At 58.1% G+C, this 20,647-nt stretch carries 20 protein-coding genes; 8 read left to right on the forward strand and 12 right to left on the reverse strand.

Features of this window, described 5'->3' with window-relative positions; all coding sequences use genetic code 11:
- Positions 1–13 precede the first annotated feature (13 nt).
- The 5 genes from ACR0CZ_RS12290 to ACR0CZ_RS12310 all read right to left on the reverse strand — a co-directional run bounded on the left by ACR0CZ_RS12290 (position 14) and on the right by ACR0CZ_RS12310 (position 4,081).
- Entirely contained in the window at positions 14–331 is a 318-nt protein-coding gene (locus ACR0CZ_RS12290; protein WP_170396729.1) for a hypothetical protein, read from the reverse strand.
- A 122-nt stretch (positions 332–453) separates the two neighbouring features.
- Positions 454–1,731: a phosphopyruvate hydratase gene (gene eno, locus ACR0CZ_RS12295; RefSeq protein WP_170396727.1), complete on the reverse strand. Its 1,278-nt coding sequence runs from the start codon at positions 1,729–1,731 to the stop codon at positions 454–456.
- Positions 1,732–1,875: 144 nt separating this feature from the next.
- Positions 1,876–2,754 carry a DMT family transporter gene (locus tag ACR0CZ_RS12300; protein WP_170396725.1) on the reverse strand — a complete coding sequence of 293 codons (879 nt, stop codon included), beginning with the start codon at positions 2,752–2,754 and terminating at the stop codon, positions 1,876–1,878.
- Between the two features lie 136 nt (positions 2,755–2,890).
- Positions 2,891–3,304 (reverse strand): Fur family transcriptional regulator, encoded by a 414-nt coding sequence (locus tag ACR0CZ_RS12305; RefSeq protein WP_170396723.1) that lies wholly within the window; start codon positions 3,302–3,304, stop codon positions 2,891–2,893.
- A gap of 72 nt (positions 3,305–3,376) precedes the next feature.
- Positions 3,377–4,081 carry an endonuclease/exonuclease/phosphatase family protein gene (locus ACR0CZ_RS12310; RefSeq protein WP_170396721.1) on the reverse strand — a complete coding sequence of 235 codons (705 nt, stop codon included), beginning with the start codon at positions 4,079–4,081 and terminating at the stop codon, positions 3,377–3,379.
- 152 nt (positions 4,082–4,233) lie between these two features.
- On the opposite strand from ACR0CZ_RS12310, the gene ACR0CZ_RS12315 reads away from it, so the two are divergent.
- Complete coding sequence (locus ACR0CZ_RS12315) at positions 4,234–4,629, forward strand: hypothetical protein (RefSeq protein ID WP_170396719.1); 396 nt, start codon at positions 4,234–4,236, stop codon at positions 4,627–4,629.
- 62 nt (positions 4,630–4,691) lie between these two features.
- Here ACR0CZ_RS12315 and ACR0CZ_RS12320 read toward each other — a convergent pair whose 3' ends face one another.
- Positions 4,692–6,110, reverse strand: coding sequence for a protein adenylyltransferase SelO (locus ACR0CZ_RS12320; RefSeq protein WP_170396717.1), 1,419 nt, complete (start codon positions 6,108–6,110; stop codon positions 4,692–4,694).
- Positions 6,111–6,196: 86 nt separating this feature from the next.
- On the opposite strand from ACR0CZ_RS12320, the gene ACR0CZ_RS12325 reads away from it, so the two are divergent.
- Positions 6,197–6,616, forward strand: coding sequence for a cupin domain-containing protein (locus ACR0CZ_RS12325; RefSeq protein WP_170396715.1), 420 nt, complete (start codon positions 6,197–6,199; stop codon positions 6,614–6,616).
- Positions 6,617–6,620: 4 nt separating this feature from the next.
- Entirely contained in the window at positions 6,621–7,511 is an 891-nt protein-coding gene (locus ACR0CZ_RS12330) for a fatty acid desaturase (protein WP_170396713.1), read from the forward strand.
- A 64-nt stretch (positions 7,512–7,575) separates the two neighbouring features.
- On the opposite strand, the gene ACR0CZ_RS12335 is transcribed toward ACR0CZ_RS12330, so the two are convergent.
- Positions 7,576–8,655, reverse strand: coding sequence for an anhydro-N-acetylmuramic acid kinase (locus tag ACR0CZ_RS12335; RefSeq protein WP_370644450.1), 1,080 nt, complete (start codon positions 8,653–8,655; stop codon positions 7,576–7,578).
- Positions 8,656–9,305: 650 nt separating this feature from the next.
- Here ACR0CZ_RS12335 and ACR0CZ_RS12340 point away from each other — a divergent pair.
- Together ACR0CZ_RS12340 and tyrS are read left to right on the forward strand one after the other, a co-directional pair.
- Positions 9,306–10,385 carry a Hint domain-containing protein gene (locus ACR0CZ_RS12340; protein WP_170396711.1) on the forward strand — a complete coding sequence of 360 codons (1,080 nt, stop codon included), beginning with the start codon at positions 9,306–9,308 and terminating at the stop codon, positions 10,383–10,385.
- Between the two features lie 297 nt (positions 10,386–10,682).
- Entirely contained in the window at positions 10,683–11,933 is a 1,251-nt protein-coding gene (gene tyrS / locus ACR0CZ_RS12345; protein WP_170396975.1) for a tyrosine--tRNA ligase, read from the forward strand.
- Positions 11,934–12,113: 180 nt separating this feature from the next.
- Here the strand turns inward: tyrS and ACR0CZ_RS12350 are convergent, their stop codons facing one another.
- Positions 12,114–12,758, reverse strand: a complete 645-nt coding sequence (locus ACR0CZ_RS12350; protein WP_170396709.1) for a hypothetical protein — start codon at positions 12,756–12,758, stop codon at positions 12,114–12,116.
- 352 nt (positions 12,759–13,110) lie between these two features.
- Between ACR0CZ_RS12350 and ACR0CZ_RS12355 the strand changes: the two genes are divergently transcribed.
- From ACR0CZ_RS12355 to ACR0CZ_RS12365, 3 genes are read left to right on the forward strand one after another with little or no spacing between them, the layout of a single operon-like run.
- A complete protein-coding gene (locus ACR0CZ_RS12355; protein WP_170396707.1) occupies positions 13,111–14,661 on the forward strand; it encodes a trimethylamine methyltransferase family protein in 1,551 nt (516 codons plus the stop codon).
- Positions 14,662–14,680: 19 nt separating this feature from the next.
- Positions 14,681–15,412: an SDR family oxidoreductase gene (locus ACR0CZ_RS12360; RefSeq protein ID WP_170396705.1), complete on the forward strand. Its 732-nt coding sequence runs from the start codon at positions 14,681–14,683 to the stop codon at positions 15,410–15,412.
- The gene (locus tag ACR0CZ_RS12365; RefSeq protein ID WP_170396703.1) at positions 15,409–16,143 is read left to right on the forward strand and encodes an SDR family oxidoreductase; all 735 of its coding nucleotides are present in this window, start codon (positions 15,409–15,411) and stop codon (positions 16,141–16,143) included. The genes ACR0CZ_RS12360 and ACR0CZ_RS12365 overlap by 4 nt, the downstream gene beginning before the upstream one ends.
- Positions 16,144–16,155: 12 nt before the next feature.
- On the opposite strand, the gene ACR0CZ_RS12370 is transcribed toward ACR0CZ_RS12365, so the two are convergent.
- From ACR0CZ_RS12370 to ACR0CZ_RS12385, 4 genes are read right to left on the reverse strand one after another with little or no spacing between them, the layout of a single operon-like run.
- The gene (locus ACR0CZ_RS12370) at positions 16,156–17,496 is read right to left on the reverse strand and encodes an NAD(P)/FAD-dependent oxidoreductase (RefSeq protein WP_480536930.1); all 1,341 of its coding nucleotides are present in this window, start codon (positions 17,494–17,496) and stop codon (positions 16,156–16,158) included.
- Positions 17,493–18,989 (reverse strand): aldehyde dehydrogenase, encoded by a 1,497-nt coding sequence (locus tag ACR0CZ_RS12375; protein ID WP_480536929.1) that lies wholly within the window; start codon positions 18,987–18,989, stop codon positions 17,493–17,495. The genes ACR0CZ_RS12370 and ACR0CZ_RS12375 overlap by 4 nt, the downstream gene beginning before the upstream one ends.
- A 3-nt stretch (positions 18,990–18,992) precedes the next feature.
- Positions 18,993–19,910, reverse strand: coding sequence for a dihydrodipicolinate synthase family protein (locus ACR0CZ_RS12380; protein ID WP_170396697.1), 918 nt, complete (start codon positions 19,908–19,910; stop codon positions 18,993–18,995).
- Between the two features lie 7 nt (positions 19,911–19,917).
- On the reverse strand, positions 19,918–20,628 hold the full coding sequence (locus ACR0CZ_RS12385; protein ID WP_170396695.1) for a GntR family transcriptional regulator: 711 nt from the start codon (positions 20,626–20,628) through the stop codon (positions 19,918–19,920).
- Positions 20,629–20,647 lie beyond the last annotated feature (19 nt).

Below are 20,647 nucleotides of genomic sequence, written 5' to 3' on the forward strand. Positions count from 1 at the left end.
TTTAGCTTAACGATCAGCGGCAGTTCTTATTGAACGTCTGCTCCATGGTCTTGAACTGCCGGGGCACGCGTTTGGGTTTGGGCAGCGCATTCAACTGTTCAGTTATGTTCTCACCGGTGTACCAGGACTCGAACAATAATTCTTTGATGTCATCGTCCAAAACCGTGCTGGCGACGTTATAGGTGCACAGGCATTCCTCCATCGTGACCTGCCCGCTGGGATCGCCTTCCACCATTTTCTGGCACACTGCCTGAGGCGGACGATCAGCCCCTGCAAGCTGAGGCAGGATCAATAGCGCCCCAGCGCCAACGATGCGTTTGAATGTTGTCATAAATCGCCCTCTCCCATGTTGGCCTTCGATGCCCAGCTTAGACGGATCGGTAATGACGCAAAGAAAAAAATGGCCCCGGCGTTCTGCCGGGGCCTGATCTGGTTTTATCAAGTACGCCAAACTCAGCGCTTTAGGATCGACGCGCCGGCGTATTCTGCGACCTCACCCAGCGATTCCTCGATGCGGATCAGCTGGTTGTATTTGGCCAACCGGTCCGACCGCGCCAGCGAGCCGGTTTTGATCTGCCCGCAGTTGGTCGCCACAGCCAAATCGGCAATGGTGGCATCTTCGGTCTCGCCCGAGCGATGCGACATCACGTTGGTATACCGTGCACGGTGGGCCATATCGACGGCGCGCAGGGTTTCAGTTAGTGATCCAATCTGGTTCACCTTAACCAGCATCGAGTTGGCACAGCCACGATCGATCCCCTCTGCCAGACGCTCTGGGTTGGTTACGAACAGGTCGTCGCCGACCAGTTGTACTTCGTTGCCGATGGCTTCAGTCAGCGCTTTCCAGCCATCCCAATCGTCCTCGGACATGCCGTCTTCGATCGAGATAATTGGGTAATCTTTGACCAATGTCGCCAGATACTCAGCGTTTTCCTCTGAGGTCAGCGAGATGTTTTCACCCGACAGAACATATTTTCCGTCGCGGTAGTATTCAGTGGCGGCGCAATCCAGCGCCAGATGGATCTCTTCACCGGGTTTGTAGCCCGCTTTTTCTACCGCCTGCAGGATGAAATCCAGTGCCTCACGGGTCGAAGCGATGTTAGGGGCAAAACCACCTTCGTCCCCCACTCCGGTGGCCAGTCCGGCAGCCGACAGTTCGCGCTTGAGCGTATGGAACACCTCCGACCCCATGCGCACGGCTTCGCGGATATTCGCGGCCGAGGTCGGCATGATCATGAATTCCTGAATGTCGATCGGATTATCGGCGTGCTCACCCCCGTTGATGATGTTCATCATCGGAACCGGAAGAACGCGCGCCGAAGTACCGCCAACATAGCGATACAGAGGCTGCGTGGTGAAATCCGCCGCCGCCTTGGCCGTCGCCAGCGAGACACCCAGGATAGCGTTCGCGCCCAGACGGCGCTTGTTCTCGGTCCCGTCGAGTTCAATCATCGCCTGATCGATGGCCACCTGCTCGGTCGCGTCAAAGCCCACTAGTTCTTCGGCGATCTCGCCGTTAACGGCAGCGACCGCTTCCAGCACGCCCTTTCCCATGTAACGGGATTTGTCACCATCGCGCTTTTCCACCGCCTCGTAGGCGCCGGTCGACGCACCTGAAGGCACTGCGGCGCGGCCCATGGTGCCGTCTTCCAGAATCACGTCCACTTCGACCGTCGGGTTGCCCCGGCTGTCCAGTATTTCGCGTGCGTGGATGTCGATGATCGTGCTCATGATACGGGTCCCAATGATGCCAACGGTTGCATGCCTCATACCAGCACGCGGCGAAAAGTAAACCGTTTCCGTTATCGCTAACACTTATATTTTTCGGCCTTTAGGGCTAACAGTTTGCTGTTTGCGCCAACAGGTCGCGGGCGCTTAGGCCACTGCCAATGCCCGCGCCAGCTGGCGTTCTCGAATGAAAGTATACAGACCTGATCCGATAATCAGACCGGCACCGGCCAACGTCATGCTGTCGGGGCGTTCGCCAAACATCAGCATCCCGGCCGTGATCGAGAACACCAACCGAGTATACCGAAATGGCGTCAGCGCTGAAGCTTCGCCAATCCGCATAGCGGTTACGATGCCGTAATAGCCCAAAACGCCGAACCCGATGGCACCCAGATAAGGCCCGATCTGCGCAGCTTGCAGCGGCACAACGGGCTGTGCTGTGAACACCATAAGGGCCGCACCAGCCAGCGCCACTCCGATATAGGCCTGCAATGCGACGACCGACGAGGCCACACGAACATCCAACCTACGCGTGATCAGATCGCGCGCGGCAATTGCAACGACCGAGACCAAAACAAACAATGATTCCGGCTGGAATCCATCGAACCCGGGGCGGATGATCATCAAGACGCCGACAAAGCCGATGCCGATGGCGCTCCAACGACGCCAACCGACCTGCTCACCCAGAAACAGTGCTGCCCCCATCGTGACAAATAGAGGCATCGCTTGAAAAACCGCCGCCACAGTCGACAGATCAACAAGTGACAGCGCGGTCACAAAGCTGAGCGCACCAAAGGCTTCGGTCCCGGCACGGATCAGTGGCAAAGGTTGCCACGCGACCGGGTCGAAGATACGTTTACGTGTCGCCATAGACATAAGCGTAAACACAGCCCCGCAGATCAGACCCAATGCGATCATGATCTGCCCGGTCGACACACTGACCGAGAGATGCTTGATGAACATGTCCTCAAGCGCGAAGGCCGCCATCGAGCCGATGATCAGCAAAATGCCGTTTACGTTGTTCATGCGCGTTTCCATTGGAACAGGCCGCTGACAGGCGGACCTTTCCGGCAGCAAAACCGCAACCTTTGCGACGTCGCAAGCAGTATTACGACATGTTCGATGAAATCGCGTTCACCGACCGATCGATTTTCGTGATGTGTCAGTCTTTTTCCAACGGTACGCCGTACAATTCTAGGCGATGGCCTTTCAGCCTGTAGCCAAGCTTGGCTGCAATCTTTTCTTGCAGCGCTTCTATCTCAGGGTCGACAAACTCGATCACCTCGCCTGACTGCATGTCGATCAGGTGGTCGTGGTGATCACGCTCTGCATCTTCGTATCGTGCGCGCCCGTCGCCGAACTCCAGCCGCTCAAGTATCCCGGCCTCTTCGAACAACTTCACGGTACGATAGACTGTCGCGATCGAAATTCCCGCATCTTCGGCTGAAGCACGGGCATAAAGCTCTTCTACATCCGGGTGATCTTCGCTTTGCTGCAAGACCTGTGCAATGGTCCGCCGCTGGCCGGTCATGCGCAGGCCCTTGGCTTCGCAACGGGCGATAATCGTGTCGGACATGGTGACCCCCGGGACTGTTCGGTGTTCTGTCTTAATATGTCTACGCGCCCTGCGCCACAGACGATTTTGCGGTCAGGCGATGCGTCGCAGATCGGCCCAGACGGGTAAATGATCCGAGGCGATATGCGCGGGCCGCGCATCATGCACCCCGTGCAGTGCAGCCTCAAGCCCCTGCCCCACCGCGATTCTGTCCAGTGCCCCCAATGGCTGCGCGGCCGGGAAGCTTGGAACCGGAGGAAGAAACCGCATGTCCGGGGCCAAATGATCTAGAACAGGCTGGCGTGACCATTCGTTGAAATCCCCGGCCCAGACGGTGGGCATGTGTTCCAGATCAGAATCACATCGACGGATATGACTGATCTGTTGACGTCGCGACGCCGGCAAAAGCCCAAGATGCATCCCCATCACCCGCAAAGGCCCGATCTGCGTATCAAACTCGACCCGCACGGCGCCGCGGGGCTCCAGACCCGGCAAATCATGATGACCTGCCTGGCGCACCTGAATGGCGTCCCCACGCCAGATCACCGCGTTGCCATGCCAACCAAGACTACCGGCACCGCCCAAGTCCACGATCTGCCACCCGGCCTCATCCAACATGAAATGTGGCAAAGCGGCAGGACGGGGCGGCAATCGTTTGTCCGCCTCCTGCAGAACAACGATATCGGCCTGCATGCTTTCGATGACCTGCAATATCCGCTGCGGCTGCCGCCGGAAATCGAGTCCCACGCATTTCTGAATGTTGTAACTGGCAAGGCGCAGGGTCGAGCGGTAGGTCATCGGCACACTTAAACTGATTTAACCCAAGATCGCCAACTGGTCGGACAAGTGCAAGCCGAACCCAGCGCTGAATGGCAACGCGCCGCTTGCTCCGCTAACATTTGTGCAAAACGGCCTTGAGCCCGCGCAGCCTCTCGGCCACCTTCACGATCATGTTCATAAGGTTTGTCCACCCGATCAAGATAGAAGATATGGACGCGCGTCAGGGGTTCTTCTGCGCGGCCTACGACCTGCGCGACACCACCGCTCTGGATAAATACACATTCGATCGAATTGAGGCGCTGCTGGCTTGGTTCCGGGAAAACCTTGAAATCCCCTATCGTTTCAACAGGACAAAATCTAAAGGCGCCTTTCAGCGCAACACCAAAGGCCTCAGCTGGTTCAAACCCGAAGCCAATGAGGTTTTGGGCAAGTCGTATGAGATGGTCGCACTGCTCAAAGAAAACGGATATCAGATCGACACTCTGCGATCAGACCGGATCGGCTACGTTGTCTATGAAGATGCGTGTCAGGTGATCGCCGAACCCTTTGCAGACACGCCCCGATAGCCTCGAAACCTGAGACTTCAAAAGTTTCAGGCTCGGTTTCTTCATAAGAAACCGTCTCTTTGTTACGTACCGCAGAATGTCGCGTGTACGACCTCGTTCTTCGCCGGAGGGCGCATCAGGTCAGCTGATTCTGGTTGATCCTCATACGGCCGTGACAGCACTTCATTCAGTCGATTGAACGGTGCGTAATCGCCCTGCACCGCAGCCTGAATCATCTGCTCCACCCGATGATTGCGTGGAATGAAGGCCGGATTGGCCGCATCCATCACGTCCAAAGGCGCATCCTCACGCGCCAAGCGTTCCTGCCACCCCTTTGCCCATTCGTCAAAAGCCGCCGGGTCGGCAAACTGGTCTCGCGCGCGGTCGCTGCCCAGCGCGCGGAACGTGTTTGTGAAATCCGCCTGATTCTGCGCCATCCGCGTCAACAGGTCCGAGATCATTTCAAGATCCCCCTCCTCTGCCCGAACCAATCCGATCTTGGCCCTGAAACGTTCCAGCCAATGTGCCTGCATCAACGCAGGCATGGCATGGACAATTTCGGTGGCCTCTTCGACAGCTGCGTCCTTGTCCTCAAACTGCTGAATTAGGGCCGTTGCCAGCTGCGCCAGATTCCAAACCGCAATCTCAGGCTGGTTCGAGTAGGCATACCGCCCCATCCGGTCGATCGAGCTATAGACTGTATTCGGGTGATAGCTGTCCATGAACGCACATGGGCCATAGTCGATCGTCTCACCGGCGATCGAGCTGTTGTCAGTATTCATGACCCCGTGAATGAAACCCACGCTCATCCATCGAGCGATCAACCCGGCCTGCGCATCCCGAACCGCGCGCAACAAACCCATGGCCCCGTCCGCCTCAGGATAGTGGCGCTGAACGGCATATTCAGTCAGCCGTTGCAGGCTCTCTATCTGCCCTCGCGCTGCAAACACCTGAAACGTGCCCACCCGCAAATGGCTCTGCGCCACACGTGTCAGTACCGCCCCGGGCATCGGACCCTCGCGCAGCACGATCTCTCCGGTTTCAACCGCTGCCAAGGCGCGCGTGGTGGGAATGCCCAGCGCATGCATCGCCTCGGAAACCACATATTCGCGCAAAACCGGCCCCAGCCAGGCACGTCCATCTCCCTGGCGCGAGAAAGGTGTCTGCCCTGAGCCCTTCAATTGAATATCCCGCCGAATCCCGTCGGATCCGACCGTCTCACCTAACAAAACCGCGCGCCCATCTCCTAGCTGAGGGTTATAGGTGCCGAACTGATGCCCGGAATATAACTGCGCCAGCGGCTCGGCCCCCTCGGGCACGGTATTGCCTGCAAAAGCCTGCGCCATCTCTTCAACGTCGCCCGGCGCAATCCGCAACAGTCGCGCCAGATCTCCATTGAAGGCAACAAGCTTCGGTGCACGCACAGGCACAGGCCCCTGCCGCGCAAAGAAAGTGTCCGGCAGGAGAACATAGCTGTTGTCAAACGGGATCATCAAAGTCATGCGGCAAACATATGCTCTGCATACACAATTGCCATAGCAGATCGTGCGCGTGCGTGCATAATCCCACAAACAGACCCGAGGCTTCCATGACCGCGCAAGACATCATCCAACACCTGAACCTGCAGCAGCACCCCGAAGGCGGCTGGTTCAAAGAGACCTGGCGTGCCGACAATCCCGGCCGTGCCACCGGCACTTGCATCTACTTCCTACTGGCAGAGGGTGAGCGCAGCCACTGGCACAAGGTAGATGCGACCGAGATCTGGCTCTACCATTCCGGCGCTCCGCTGATCCTCTCGCTCAGCGCCTCCGATACAGGCCCTGCCAAAGACCACATCCTGACACCTGATCTGACCCAAGGCGCACCGCAGCTTATTGTACCCAAGGGCCATTGGCAGGCGGCGCGCAGCAGTGGAAACTACACGTTGGTCAGTTGCACTGTTTCACCGGGATTTGAATTTGACGGGTTTGAACTCGCGCCACCCGGCTTTGATATTCCAGGAGTGTAATTCCATGGACCACCGCGCCCTGATCGCCGCGATCCCGCCCGAGACCAAGGACAGGCTGCAACAGCGGTCAGACACGGCAGGTCTCAGACATCTAGCGATCTATTTCGGCGCTTTGACAGCAACCAGCACCGGTATCATCCTACAGGTTCCCCTCTGGCCACTACTGCTCCTGCCGCAAGGCCTATTGCTGGTTTTCCTCTTTACGCTCAGCCACGAATGCACCCACAAGACGCCGTTCAAAACCCCTTGGATCAACGAAGCGGTTGGGCACCTTGTCTCAATTCCCATCTGCCTGCCGTTCACATGGTTTCGCTACTTTCATCTTGCCCATCACAAATGGACAAACCACCCAACCAAAGACCCGGAACTTGGCGGCAAACCTCGCCCCGAAAACTGGCGCAGCCTTGCGATATATCTCAGCGGCTGGCCATATTGGACGGGTATGGCCCGTGTGTTGACCGACAACGCGCGCGGCAGGATTGACGCCGCTTACCTGCCAACCCGCCAGCACAACGCCATACGAACCGAAGCCCGAATATTGTCCACACTATATGCCCTGGGCGCACTCAGCCTGTTCTTCAGCCCCTTGTTGTTCTGGCTCTGGCTTCTGCCCGCCCTTATCGGCCAGCCTTTCCTGCGCCTATACCTGCTCGCCGAACACGGCCTCTGCCCGCCGGTGGCAAATATGCTCGAAAACTCCCGTACCACCTTTACCAATCGAATGATCCGATTTCTGGCCTGGAACATGCCCTACCACGCGGAACACCACGCCTTTCCAAACGTGCCTTTCCACCACCTTCCAGCCTTCCACCGCTGGACCCAGGCACACCTGCAATCCACCTCGGACGGCTACACCGAATTCACCCTGGATTACGCCCGCGCCCTAAATCGCTAGATCCGTCCCTTCATCTGGCCAAAAATACCTCGGGGGAGTCGTGCAGCGACGGGGGCAGAGCCCCCTACCCGCTCACCACGACACCCCTCGCCGGAGACGACACGACACCGCCCCCGACCAGCGCACTTACCCCGGTGGTACCCGGGCATGAGGTCGGCAATCCCCGCGCCACACGCACGGCGAGATAGGCAAAGGCCTGCGCCTCCAGCATATCGCCATCCAGCCCAACCGCCTCAACCGGCTCGACCGGGCAATCCAGCGACACGCGCAGCATTTCCATCAGCACTGGGTTGTGACGTCCGCCACCGGTAACCAGCATGCGCACAGGCGGCTTGGGACAATGCTCCATCCCCTGCAGCACACCCGCAGCGCTCATCCCGGTCAACGTGGCCACCGCATCCGCATCGCTCAGCTCGGTCACAAGACCGATCATTTCCGAGAAATCATTCCGGTCCAGCGATTTGGGCGGCATTCGGTTGAAATAGGGCTCGGCCAGAAACAGCTCCAGTGCGCCGGTCTCGACCGTACCCTCTCGGGCCAGCGCGCCGTCCCGATCCATCGGCAACCCCAACCGCGCCTGCATCAGATCGTCAACCGGCGCGTTGGCGGGTCCGGTGTCGAAAGCCAGCAACGCCCCTGGCGCTTCTGGCCCGTCAAAAGACGGGTCAACATAGGTCAGGTTCCCAACACCGCCCAGATTGAGGAAACACAGCGGCTCTTCCGCCCCGATCCATTTGGCGCAGGCGAAATGAAAGAACGGGGCCAGAGGCGCACCCTCTCCGCCCAGCGCCACATCATCGCTGCGAAAATCCCAGACCACCGGCAGCCCCAAAGCCTGCGACAGGCCCAGCCCGTCACCCACCTGCAACGTGCCACGCCCACGCGGCTCATGCGCCAATGTCTGACCGTGGAAGCCGATCAGGTCGACCTCTTCGAACTCTGAAAGAACCTCGGCATGTGCCCGGGTCACCAACTCAGCCGAGATATCAACCTTTGGTCCATGCCAAAGCCCCAGCGCCGCGCGCAGTGTGGCACGCTCTTCTTCGGAATAAGCGCGATACCCGCTGGGACCAAAGCCGAATATCTGCTGCCCATCAGTTTCAACGACCGCAGCGTCCACACCGTCCAGCGATGTGCCCGACATGGCCCCCAACGCTCTGATCGCCCCCGATTTGCTGATGACCCTGCCCACGCCGACCTCGTATTGCGTCTCTCCACCCGTTTCGCCGGGTTCTGAGCACAACCTGCACGGTAATGCAAAGCCAAGGCAAGACACATCATGCGCGAGCTTCATTTTTCTTGGAAAAGGTGCCTTTTCCTCGCCCCTGCCCCCGCCTATACAGTGCCCCGCTACAGTGTACCGAAAGGCATGAGACCGCGAATGAAGGCAACAGGGCGTTCTCAAACGCAGCGCAGTTCCGAGTGCTCATGAAAGAGCTGTACAAAGTCCATTACCACATGTTCGCAGATCGCTACAGCAGGTGCCAAGCTCTCCCAAGAATGCCCGTCGCCGGTTTCAGTGTTCCACTTGATCTGAAGCACCTACGATCATTCCATATAGCTCAGCTTCGTCAGATTTTCATTGAATCAAAGCGACTGAATAATGGCAGGTACTTTGGGATGTTCAGTGCAATAAAAGCGCAGGCTCAAAACCCCGGATATTCGCAAATGTTGCACCAATGCTTATAGATGAGATATTAATATGCAGCAAAGCACAGACAACAAATTGAGGACGGGTGAGTAGGTTTATACCGCTTAGTAAAAAGCGGCAGTGAATTGGCCTGAACAGGGTTTATGCCAAACATATACGGTGCATTTCGGACGGACACGACTCTGACCACGAACCAGGCCCAATTCGGTGGCGTTGGAACGACATTTCAGATCTCCGCGTACAATACGATCGAAATTACTGATGGTGTTGACCCCAACACCATCGAAGGAGACGGTGTAAACAACGAATTCCCAGACGACCCCACGCAAACCTATCTGGGGAATGCAATTGCCTGGGACTACAATTACATAGTCACGGATGGCACCAACACCTATACGATTGGTGTTTTCGACTATGATTCCAGCGGCAACGGCGCGTTTGGCGGCGGAGCCGAGCAAGGATTTTTCATCGGCTTTTTGGGGGATGTCCCCCCGCTCAACACAACACTGACGATCACGGCGCTGGGTGACGGTGCCTTCGCCAGTCCAGTCGTAAATCTGCCCGTTGACGACTTTGTTCCCTGTTTCACCAGTGGCACGAATATTCGGGTAAGGGGTGGCCATAAGGCGGTCGAGGATCTGAAAGCCAGCGATGAGATCGAAGTGTTTGATCCCACAGGTGATGGGCCCGGATTTGCCACCCTGCTGCGGGTGTTTCGCCGTACGATATCTGCCCCGGAACTGGCCGCAAACCCCAAACTGCGCCCGGTTCGTATCAGCGCCGGAGCGTTAGGTCTCGGCTTGCCTCAGCGTGATCTTGTGGTGTCCCGGCAGCACCGGATGCTGGTGTCTTCGAAGATTGTCGAGCGGATGTTCAGGACTTCCGAAGTTCTGGTACCCGCCGTCAATCTGACTTCGCTGCCCGGTATTTTCATCGACCAGGATGCCCAGAGCGTCGAGTATTTTCACCTTCTTTTTGGACAGCACGAGGTAGTCTATGCCGAAGGCGCACCATCGGAAAGCCTGTTTACCGGACCGGAAGTGCTCAAGGCCATCAGTCCAGAAGCACGAACAGAAATCCTAAGCATATTCCCCGAGATAGCAGAACTGGAATTTGCCCCCAAGCCCGCCTGCCCGATCCCATCCGGGAAGCTGCAAAAGCAACTGATTGAACGCCACATCAAGAATGAAAAGCCGCTTCTGTCCAGACACACTGCACGCTAGAACCAGAGGTTATCCGGCAGGACTTGGTACGTTCAAAGACTGACGCGATATTCTGTGTTTCGTTATGGGTTGTTTCTTCGCGTTTCCCTCATAAAGCTCATCCGCAAGATTCTTTCAGTGCGGACTGCACTTGCTCGCCAATGACTGGACATTCCGCGAGACTTAGGGAATTAGAAGGCCAGTCGCATGAATGTACCTTCCGTCGTGCGACCAAGCGGGTCTGGTTTTGAAATTACTGACCTATGACTTACACCAGCCCTTGCAGAGAGGGCCAGAACACAAGGCCTGTTGAGCGTCATGACCTACCACCCCAAATCGGATTTCATCGCCACGATGATCGAGCGCGGCTTTCTCGCCGACTGCACCGATTATCAAGGCCTTGACGACGCTCTGATTTCTGGGGTGCAGACGGCTTATATCGGCTATGACGCCACCGCGCAGTCGCTGCACGTGGGTCACCTGATGAACATCATGGTGCTGCGGTGGCTGCAAAAGACTGGGCACAAACCGATCACCCTGATGGGTGGCGGGACGACCAAAGTGGGCGATCCCTCGTTCCGTTCAGACGAACGCCCGCTACTGGGCCCTGAACAAATCGACGCCAATATCGCAGGCATGAAGCAGGTGTTCTCGAAATACCTGTCTTACGATGACAGCGAGACTGGCGCGTTGATGCTGAACAATGCCGAATGGCTCGATAGCCTGAACTACCTCGATTTCCTGCGCGATATTGGGCGGCATTTCTCGGTCAACCGGATGCTCAGCTTTGAATCGGTGAAATCGCGGTTGGATCGTGAACAGTCGCTGAGCTTTCTCGAATTCAACTACATGATCCTGCAGGCTTATGACTTCCTCGAACTGAATCGCCGATATAACTGCGTTCTGCAGATGGGCGGCTCGGACCAATGGGGCAACATCGTCAACGGCATCGACCTGACCCGCCGGGTGCTGGATCACGAGATCTATGGCCTCACGACCCCCCTGCTGACCACCAGCGATGGCCGCAAGATGGGCAAATCACAGGGCGGTGCGGTTTGGTTGAACGGCGACATGCTGAGCGCCTATGAGTTCTGGCAGTTCTGGCGCAACACGACTGACGCCGATGTGGGCCGTTTCTTGAAAATCTTCACCGAGCTTCCGGTAGACGAATGCGACCGCATGGCCGCGCTGCAAGGGTCCGAAATCAACGAGGCCAAAATCCGCCTCGCCAATGAGGTCACCACCCTACTGCACGGGTCCGAAGCCGCTGCAACCGCCGAGGCGACCGCGCGCGAGGTATTCGAGAAAGGCGGCGTAGGTGGCGACCTCCCGACTTTGACGCTGAGCGCCTCGGAACTGGGTGAAGGCATGTCCATCGTGCAGCTGATCGTCAAATCCGGCCTCGCCAAATCCGGCAAAGAGGCCAAGCGCCTGATCGCCGAAAACGGCGCCAAACTGGACGATGCTCCGCTGACTGATACGGGCCTGATGATCGACGCAAGCACACTGTCCTCGCCCATCAAACTCAGCGCGGGCAAGAAACGCCACGCGCTGGTTCAGTTGGGCTGAGCCAATCGAAGGGCTGCCTTCGGGTGGCCGCGCTCCATGGTAAATCTTGCAGATCGAGTAACTCGAACTGCAACACTTTTTTGGTGCATACTTGGCGAACCTGGCGAAGGTCTGCCTTGAGCCCAAAGTGTTGAATGTTGTGATTGAAAAGAACGTCAGCTTTCAGGTTCGCGTTTTTTGTCACTGCTCGTTTCGCCAAACCATCATTGCGAAGTGCTTCCCGTCACCCAGGTAGTTCGGCAAGGCTATTTCATGTTCAAAGCCCGCTTGGAAGGCGATGCCGAGAGGCCGTAGCCCCGACCGCTCCAACGAACCCTTGTCGTCAATTGTCGTCCTTTGAAACTCGGTCGTCCCCGACCGTTCGCAGAACCCAGAGAAGCGTGTAGGGAAAGCAACGCCTTGTAATTTTAGCCTCACGGCTAATTCTTGCAGGGACACAAGGAGCGGACCTATTTCCTTCGATACGTGAGCATGCCCAGGTCCTGCTGTATTTGCAAGGCGACTGACATATAACCACGCTCCATTTTTGTCGTGATTTAAAGTCGCTCCATCACCTGTTGCATCCGACCAAACTATTGGCTCTTGTATTGGCTTGCCAGATGTTCGGATCGCACATGCAAAACTGATGATTTGGTCTTCCTCCTCGCTCACAAACATCGCTTGTGGGAAAGTTCCAAAATAAGTCTCGAGCGTTTCTCTACTGTGATTTGGATGGCAGAAAGCTAAGCTTCTCTTGCCTACAGAATTGTGCCCCGGCTTTTTAGGCAGTTGCAACATCGGCTCAAGGTCAACCAATTTTGCCCTTCGAGCTGCTTTGTACTTCAACGGCGTCAATCTCCACTGCTCTTGATGATGCTAGCCTTAGCAAACCGATTTACGGCGCTCTTGAAAACAGACCTTGGCGCAGATGCAGCGAAAGTTCACTTTCGCCCCGCTTACCTGCCATTGAACAAAATCAAACGCAAAAACCCTCACCGAGGCGTTTTCCGTATTGTCTTTGTCTGGACGTACCAAAGCCCAAGTGGCTGACAGATCAATAGTACTTCTCTCAAGGGGCGCCCTCCTGTGGCGGTTTTTCCGTGTGCCAACTCAACGTCGCATTTCGCAACAGTCTTTCGCATTCCTGCATGTGCACCCCACCCTTTCCGTTCCACTCTGAACCGGAAGGAGGCACCATATGACCAGAACTGCCACAGCCACACGTACCGGAGGGCGCTCTGCCCGGCGCGCCATGCGCACCGCTCCAAACTTCGAGATGCTGCCAGGGCTGACCCGCGGCATTCCGTTATGCGAAGTGATGGACGGCGCACAGGTTGAACGCATTGATGCGGCCTCGATGGATATTCTGGAAAACGTAGGCGTTCAGTTCCGTGACCCCATCGCGCTGGAAGACTGGAAGAAGGCTGGTGCCAAGGTAGAAGGCGAGCTCGTCTATCTGGATCGCGGTCTGGTGCGCGAGTTGATCGCGACCATTCCGTCAGATTTCACCTACCACGCGCGCGATCCGAAAAAGAACGTGCGGCTGGGCGGTAAACACTCGATCTTCGTGCCGATGACCGGTGCGCCCTTCCTGCGCGATCTGGAAGATGTGCGCCGCAACCCGACGCTGGACGATCTGGCGATGTTCCACAAGCTCAGCCATATGTTGCCCGCGCTGCATTCCTCGGCCCATCACATCGTGGAGCCCTATGATCACCCGATCAGTCAGCGGCATCTGCGGATTACCTATTCGTCAATGAAGCACTCTGACAAAACCTTCATGGGCATGACCACCAGCCCCAAGAATGCCGAAGATGTCATGGAGATGTGTGCGATCCTGTTCGGCGAGGATTTCCTTGAAGATCACCCGGTCACCACTGGTAATTGCAACGGCAATTCGCCGCTGGTTTGGGATGAAACCATGCTGGGCGCGATGCGTGCCTTCTGTCGCCGAAAGCAGCCGGTGTTGTGCTCGCCCTTCGTTCTGGGCGGGGCCAATACGCCTGCTAGCGTTCCGGCGACCGTGGCGCAACTGAATGCCGAGGCGCTCAGCGCGCTGGCCTATACGCAGGTGATCCGCAAGGGCGCGCCCGCGATCTACGGGCACTACCTGTCGACCGTCTCGATGAAATCCGGCGCGCCGATGGCAGGCACGCCCGAGATCAGTCTGATGAACTTCATGATTGGACAGATGGCCCGGTTTTACGAAGTGCCTTGGCGTACCTCAAACACTCTGGGCGGAGCCAAGACGTTCGACGCGCAGGCAGGCTATGAATCCGCAACCACTTTGCAGGCCGTGATCCATTCCGGCGCCAACTACATCTGGCATTCGGCGGGCTGGAACGAGGCCGGGATGCACTGCTCGACCGCCAAGTTCATCGTTGACGCAGAACAATGCGCCATGGCCTATCGCATGGCCGAGGGCCCGAAATGGGGCGATTTCGATCAGGCCGTTTCGGCAGTCGGTGATATCGGTCCGGGCGGGCATTACCTTGGGCATCCGCATACGCAGGACAATTTCCAGAGCGCATTCTTCATGCCGGATATGTTCGACAACAACTCGATCGAACAATGGCAGGCTGAGGGTTGTGTTGAAATCACAGAACGCGCCCTGAAACACGCCCGCAAGCTGCTGGCCGAGTATCAGGAACCAACGCTCGATATCGCCAAGAACGAAGAGCTGCTGGATTACATCGCCCGGCGCGAGCGTGAAATACCGGCCGCGGATGAGCTTAATCAATCCTACTAGATCCCGGGGAGGTAAACGAATGAGGTTCGCTGAAAAAACCGCACTCGTCACAGGGGCGTCGGGCGGGATCGGCGGCGCCATCGTCAGCCAGTTGCGGGCCGAAGGCGCGCGTGTAGCTGTTGCTGACCGCGATGTGGGCAGCATTGAAGCCGAGGCGCATCTGCCCGGCGATCTGCGCGATCCCGACTATTGCGACGGGCTGGCCTTGGCCGCGCATCAGGCGCTGGGTGGTCTTGATATCGTGATCAACAATGCAGGCGTGATCACCCGCGGCCCGGTGACTGAAACATCCGATGAGGATTGGGCCCTGTCCGTCGGAGTGAATGTCGAGGCCCCTTTCCGTATCTGCCGCGCTGCGATTCCAATCATGGCGGCGGCGGGTGGCGGTGCTATTGTGAACACTGCCTCGTGCTGGGGCCTTCGACCTGGCCCGGATCATGCGGTGTACTGCATGACCAAAGCGGCCATTGCCAGCCTCACCCAATGCATGGGGCACGATCACGCCCATCAGGGCATCCGCATCAACGCCGTTTGCCCGAACGAGGTGAACACACCGATGCTGCGTTCGGGCTTTGCCAAACGTGGGTTCGATCCTGATACGGCGATTGCCCAGCTTGGGAAGTCGGTGCCTTTAGGGCGTATCGCCGAACCCGAAGATATAGCCGAAGTGATCCTTTTTCTCGCCTCGGATTCGGCGCGCTACATGTGTGGTGCTCTGGTCGAAGTGAATGGGGGCAAGCCGGTGCAATGAAAAGATTTGCAGGAAAAACAGCGCTCGTGACCGGTGGCCGCAGTGGCATCGGACAAGCCATCGCCCGGCGGCTGCGCGAAGAAGGGGCTAATGTCTACACTGCGCAGCGCGGTAAGGATGATGAGTTCCCCTCTATCCCGGCGGATTTTGCCAACCCGGAAAGCCCGGCGCAGATCATCAAGCAGGTTGTGGACAGCGCGGGCCAGCTGGACGTACTGATCAACAATGCAGGCATGATGCAGGAGGCCTCCGTCAACGACATGCCGCTTGAAGATTGGCAACGCAACCTCATGGTCAACCTGACCGCCCCGTTCCTGCTGATCCAGGCTGCACTGCCACATCTGCGCAAAACCAAGGGCAGCATCGTCAATATCGGCTCGGTCGAGGGGTTGGGCAGCAACCCCGGCCACGCCGCCTACTGCGCCTCTAAGGCCGGGCTGCATGGGCTGACCCGCGCGGTTGCCGTGGATCACGGAGCAGAAGGCATTCGCTGCAATGCGGTGGCACCGGGCTGGATCGACACAGACCTCAACATCGATTTCATCGAGAGCATGAACAACCCCGGCGCATTCCGCCGGGATATCGCCCGCATTCATCCCGTAGGCCGCACCGGCGACCCGAAAGAAGTCGCCGCACTGGTCGCGTTCTTGGCAGCCGAGGAAGCGGGTTTTGTCACCGGTCAAATTTACACGATCGATGGCGGACGGATGGCAAAGCTCAGCCTGCCCTGACCAGCCTGCAAGCTATTCCGCCCCTGATCGCCACTCTTTCCAGCGCAGATACGCATTGGCCCCAACCGATGCGAAGGGCTCGGGTGGTAAACGCGGTGGCATCGGTTGCGCCAGAAAATGATCTGCAATCTGGGAGTCTTTCCCCTGCACAAGCTCTGCCACGCCCATTCCCTGCAGTGTTCCTCGCGCTATACCCAATCCGTTTTGACAGCAGGCGGCATATACACCCTGCTCGATCTCGCCGAACGCGGCCGAGCCATTGCGGCTAAGACACAGCATCCCAGCCCAACGGTGCTGCATCTGTACATTCGGCAAGTTGGGAAATCGCTCCTGAAACTTACGATCGTGCACCGCGCCTGCCCGTTTCAAATGGCTGTCGCCGCTGTGGATTTCAGGATGAAAGCTTGAACAGGTCCGGATCAGAATGCGATCCCCATAACTGCCCGAAACCCGCCGGACCGAAGTGCCCATCGGATCCGCTGGCGTTACTGACCAGCGTGGCTGTCCGCCCAGCGTGGCGAACTGATCTGGCGTCAGTGGTTCCGTTATCGACGCGTAGAGGCAGATGTGCATCAGACGCCGCTGGTAAAATCCAAAGCTTTCCAGATGACCATTCGTTGCCATCACGATCCGCCCCGTCGAAACCCGCGCCTGTTCGGTCTCGATCACCCAGCCACCGCCTTGTTTGCGAAACCCGGTCACGGCAGAGTTTTCATAAACACCGATCCGCCCAGCCAGATGCGTTGAGAGAGCCCGCACATAGGCTGCAGGCTGGATCATCACCGTCCCGGGCGCAAACAGACCAGATGTGTAATGCGGGCTGCCTGTCAGCGCCTGCATCTGCTGTGCATCATAAAGCTCGTGGGGCTCTCCCAATCGCGCCAGATGCACTGCGTAGTCTGCGTTGTGCCGATCACCCGCTGCGGTCGCAGCAGCGTTGATCTTGCCGCACGGGTCGAACATCTCCGGCGACAGGTCGCACTCAGCGGCTACCCGGGTCGCAAAGGAAATCGCCTGGCGATTCAGCGCGATTGTGGTCCGATCTGCGTCCAGCCCATCGCTGGCGTAATTGTCCGAGGCCAATTCATGAGGCAGATCGATCATGAACCCCGAGTTGCGCCCGGCAGAGCCTTCCGCAAAGCGCCCAGCCTCAAGCACCACAACCTTCAGCGCCGGATCAAGCTGATGCAGCCTCAGCGCTGCGGACAGCCCGGCAAAACCACCGCCGATGATGGTCACATCTGCGGTCTGGTCTTGCTCAAGCCGAGGCAGGTCTTGCTGCAGAGGCAGGATGGCGTTCCATCCTGCCACGCCGGTTTGCCGGGGCAAACGTTTGGCGGTGTAGATCGTCAATCTACCGCCTCATCTTCGTCATCGGCCAGATCAATCCAGATGGTTTTCAGCTGGGTATACTGATCATGGGCGTGAACCGAGTTGTCCCGGCCACCAAACCCAGACTGCTTGTAGCCACCAAAGGGTGTGGTGATATCCCCTTCACCAAAGCTGTTGATCGTGACGGTACCCGCCCGGATCGCCCGCGCGCCACGGATCGCGCGTTTGGCGTTGGCCGTGAAGATCGAGGCGCACAGCCCATACTCGGTGTCATTGGCAATGCTGATCGCCTCGTCAAAGCCCGAAACTTCGATCACCGACAAAACCGGGCCAAAGATCTCCTCGCGCGCCAGCGTGGCATCGTTTCCGGGCACCTCGACCACCGTGGCTTCAACAAACCCATTCTCCGCCTTGCCACCAATCAGCACAGTCTCGGCCTGATCCAGATAGCCGCACACCTTGGAATAATGCCCCTCGCTGACAAGCGCGCCCATGCGGGTCTCTGGGTCCAACGGGTCGCCGACATTCCAGTGCTTGGCATGATGCGCGATCCGTTCCAGCAGTTCTGCCTTCACGTCCTTATGCACGATCAACCGCGACGAGGCCGAGCAATTCTCGCCCATGTTCCAGAATGCGCCATTGACGACATGCGCCGCCACCCGATCCAGATTTTCCGCATCGTGCAAGACGATGGCCGGGTTTTTGCCGCCCATTTCAAGCACAACTTCCTTGGCATTGCTTTCAGCGGAATAGCTCAGGAACTTCTTTCCGGTTACGGTCGAGCCGGTAAAAGACACCATGTCGATGTCCATATGCCGCCCGATGGGTTCGCCCACCTCGGCGCCACCACCTGGTACCACGTTCAGCAGACCGCGCGGCAACCCGGCCTCAGACGCCAGCTCCGCCACCTTTAAAGCGGTCAGAGAAGTCTCGGCCGCCGGTTTCACCACCACCGAACAGCCCGCCGCCAGCGCCGGCCCGATCTTCCACGCCAGCATCAGCAAGGGGAAGTTCCACGGCAGGACCAGCCCAACCACGCCGATGGGCTCACGCACGACCATGGCGATGTGGTCATCACTGGCCGGGCTGACCTGATCATAGATCTTGTCGATTGCCTCGGCATGCCATTTCAGGCAGTGGATCATCTCGGGCACATCCACAGTTTCGCAATCAAAGATCGTCTTGCCGCTGTCGATGCTCTCCATCACCGCCAGTTCCCGCGCGTTGCGGGTAAGCAGCTTGCACAGGCGGATCAGAATGTCCTTGCGATCCGAGGGGTGCATCTTTGACCAACGACCGTCTTCAAAGGCCTCTCGCGCCTTTTCGACCGCAAAATCCACATCCTCCGATCCGCAGGCAGCAATGCTGGTCAGCACAGCCCCGGTGGCTGGATTGATAGTCTCGAACACCTGCCCTGAGGTCGCCGGGCGGTAGCCGCCATCGATGAAAGCGCCCGTCGGCAGATCCAGATGCGCAGCGATGGATTCGTATTCGTCTTTCGTCAACAAGCCCATGCCTTAACCCTCCGCCAAAATATCTGCGATTTTGCGTTTCAGAACGCGCGTCACCTGTTCCAGCGCGCGTTTGTCATCTTTGTTCAAACCTTTCAGAGGCGGCCTCACCACGCCTGCATCGATCCCGTTCATGGTGACGCCATGCTTGATCGTCTGGATGAATTTGCCGCCCTGCTCCAGAACCCGCATCAGCGGCATCAGCGCGCTCATGATGCGACGGCCCTTGGCAAAGTTGCCCTCGATCACACAAGCCTGATACAGCGCCACGTGTTCGGCAGGCAGAAAGTTCGACCCACCACAGACCCAGAACGGCGCTCCCCAGGCGAAGAACTCCAGCGCCTGATCATCCATGCCACAACCAAGTTGGATATGCGGGTAGTCCCGCGCCAGCAGATGCACCCGGTTGATATCGCCCGAACTTTCCTTGATGCCACAGAAATTCCGGCTGCGGCCTACGCGGTCCAGGAACTCTTCCCCCATCATCGTGCCGGTCCGGTGCGGATAGTTGTACAGCATCACCGGCAGGTCAGCCGCCTTGTCGATTGCCAGCGCATTCAGCGCATTCTCGCGGTCGGTGGGCACCGAATACGGCGGGCTGGCCAACAAGATCGCATCTGCGCCTAGGTCTCGCGCACCTGAGGCCAAAGCGACGGAATCCCCGGTCAGCATCGCCCCCGTTCCCACAACCAGAGGCACACGCCCCTTCAGTCGTTCATGCGTAAAGCGCGCCAGTTCCAGCCGCTCATCGACGGTCTGCGCATAGTTTTCGCCGGTGGACCCGCCCGAGATCAGCCCGTGCACACCATTCTCGATCAGGTACTCGATCACCTCGGCCAACGCGTCCCAGTTCACGCCACCATCCGCCGCGTAGGGTGTCACCACCGGCGTATAAATACCCTCAAATCTGAAGATCGGAGTCATGTGTCCCTCATGCAGATGTCTTGCCGGGGACCTGCCCCAGCGGAAAATCCAACCCCTCGGGCATCACGAACAGCTCGATCTGATCGCGTGACAGGGTCCAGTGGTCGTCGGCCAGCTGCGCAGCAGCCGCCTCATCGCCCGCCTCGATGGCGGCGATGATGGCGTCATGCTGGTCGCTCGCCTCTGAAAGGTTCTCAGCCATTCGTGCGGTCTGCGGGCGATAAAATGTCATCCCGATCCGCGCGTGATCGATCAGCAACCGGTTGAACGATGGGGATAAATAGACATTCCCCGCCATCTCTCCGGTCACCTCGTGAAACCGGGTATTGGCCAGCGTCCGCTCCTCAGCCGAGCCTGTACGCAAGGCTTGCCGAAACGTCTCTTGCGCCTCTTTCAACTGATCGATCTGATCGTGCGTCGCATTCGCCGCGGCCAGACGCAGCACCGCGCCATAGACCATCGGCGCAACCAGAAAGAAATCGCGTAGCGTGGTATGAGACATCTCTGACACCCGCGCCCCGCGATGGGTGCGCAGGTCCAGATACCCCTCACCGGCCAACTGCCGGAACACTTCGCGCAAAGGCGTGCGCGACAGGCCGAAGGCCTGCGACAGCTGCGCCTCGTCCAAATCCTCTCCGGGACGCAAACGCAGGGTCAGAACCGACATCTTCAGATGCTCAGCCAACGCCTCTTTCGGTGATTTCCCTTCGTCCCTCATCCGATCCCCTTCATCACGA

This window comes from Ruegeria sp. H9 (assembly GCF_056532915.1).

Bases quoted from the DNA above. Each gene is read 5' to 3' on its own strand.
- tyrS (WP_170396975.1), top strand. From the start codon at position 10,683: ATGACCTACCACCCCAAATCGGATTTCATCGCCACGATGATCGAGCGC.
- ACR0CZ_RS12355 (WP_170396707.1), top strand. From the start codon at position 13,111: ATGACCAGAACTGCCACAGCCACACGTACCGGAGGGCGCTCTGCCCGG.
- ACR0CZ_RS12330 (WP_170396713.1), top strand. From the start codon at position 6,621: ATGGACCACCGCGCCCTGATCGCCGCGATCCCGCCCGAGACCAAGGAC.
- ACR0CZ_RS12300 (WP_170396725.1), bottom strand. From the start codon at position 2,754: ATGAACAACGTAAACGGCATTTTGCTGATCATCGGCTCGATGGCGGCC.
- ACR0CZ_RS12315 (WP_170396719.1), top strand. From the start codon at position 4,234: ATGTTCATAAGGTTTGTCCACCCGATCAAGATAGAAGATATGGACGCG.
- ACR0CZ_RS12365 (WP_170396703.1), top strand. From the start codon at position 15,409: ATGAAAAGATTTGCAGGAAAAACAGCGCTCGTGACCGGTGGCCGCAGT.
- ACR0CZ_RS12360 (WP_170396705.1), top strand. From the start codon at position 14,681: ATGAGGTTCGCTGAAAAAACCGCACTCGTCACAGGGGCGTCGGGCGGG.
- ACR0CZ_RS12385 (WP_170396695.1), bottom strand. From the start codon at position 20,628: ATGAGGGACGAAGGGAAATCACCGAAAGAGGCGTTGGCTGAGCATCTG.
- ACR0CZ_RS12290 (WP_170396729.1), bottom strand. From the start codon at position 331: ATGACAACATTCAAACGCATCGTTGGCGCTGGGGCGCTATTGATCCTG.
- ACR0CZ_RS12310 (WP_170396721.1), bottom strand. From the start codon at position 4,081: ATGACCTACCGCTCGACCCTGCGCCTTGCCAGTTACAACATTCAGAAA.
- ACR0CZ_RS12320 (WP_170396717.1), bottom strand. From the start codon at position 6,110: ATGACTTTGATGATCCCGTTTGACAACAGCTATGTTCTCCTGCCGGAC.
- ACR0CZ_RS12335 (WP_370644450.1), bottom strand. From the start codon at position 8,655: ATGTCGGGCACATCGCTGGACGGTGTGGACGCTGCGGTCGTTGAAACT.
- ACR0CZ_RS12325 (WP_170396715.1), top strand. From the start codon at position 6,197: ATGACCGCGCAAGACATCATCCAACACCTGAACCTGCAGCAGCACCCC.
- eno (WP_170396727.1), bottom strand. From the start codon at position 1,731: ATGAGCACGATCATCGACATCCACGCACGCGAAATACTGGACAGCCGG.
- ACR0CZ_RS12380 (WP_170396697.1), bottom strand. From the start codon at position 19,910: ATGACTCCGATCTTCAGATTTGAGGGTATTTATACGCCGGTGGTGACA.
- ACR0CZ_RS12340 (WP_170396711.1), top strand. From the start codon at position 9,306: ATGCCAAACATATACGGTGCATTTCGGACGGACACGACTCTGACCACG.
- ACR0CZ_RS12305 (WP_170396723.1), bottom strand. From the start codon at position 3,304: ATGTCCGACACGATTATCGCCCGTTGCGAAGCCAAGGGCCTGCGCATG.
- ACR0CZ_RS12375 (WP_480536929.1), bottom strand. From the start codon at position 18,989: ATGGGCTTGTTGACGAAAGACGAATACGAATCCATCGCTGCGCATCTG.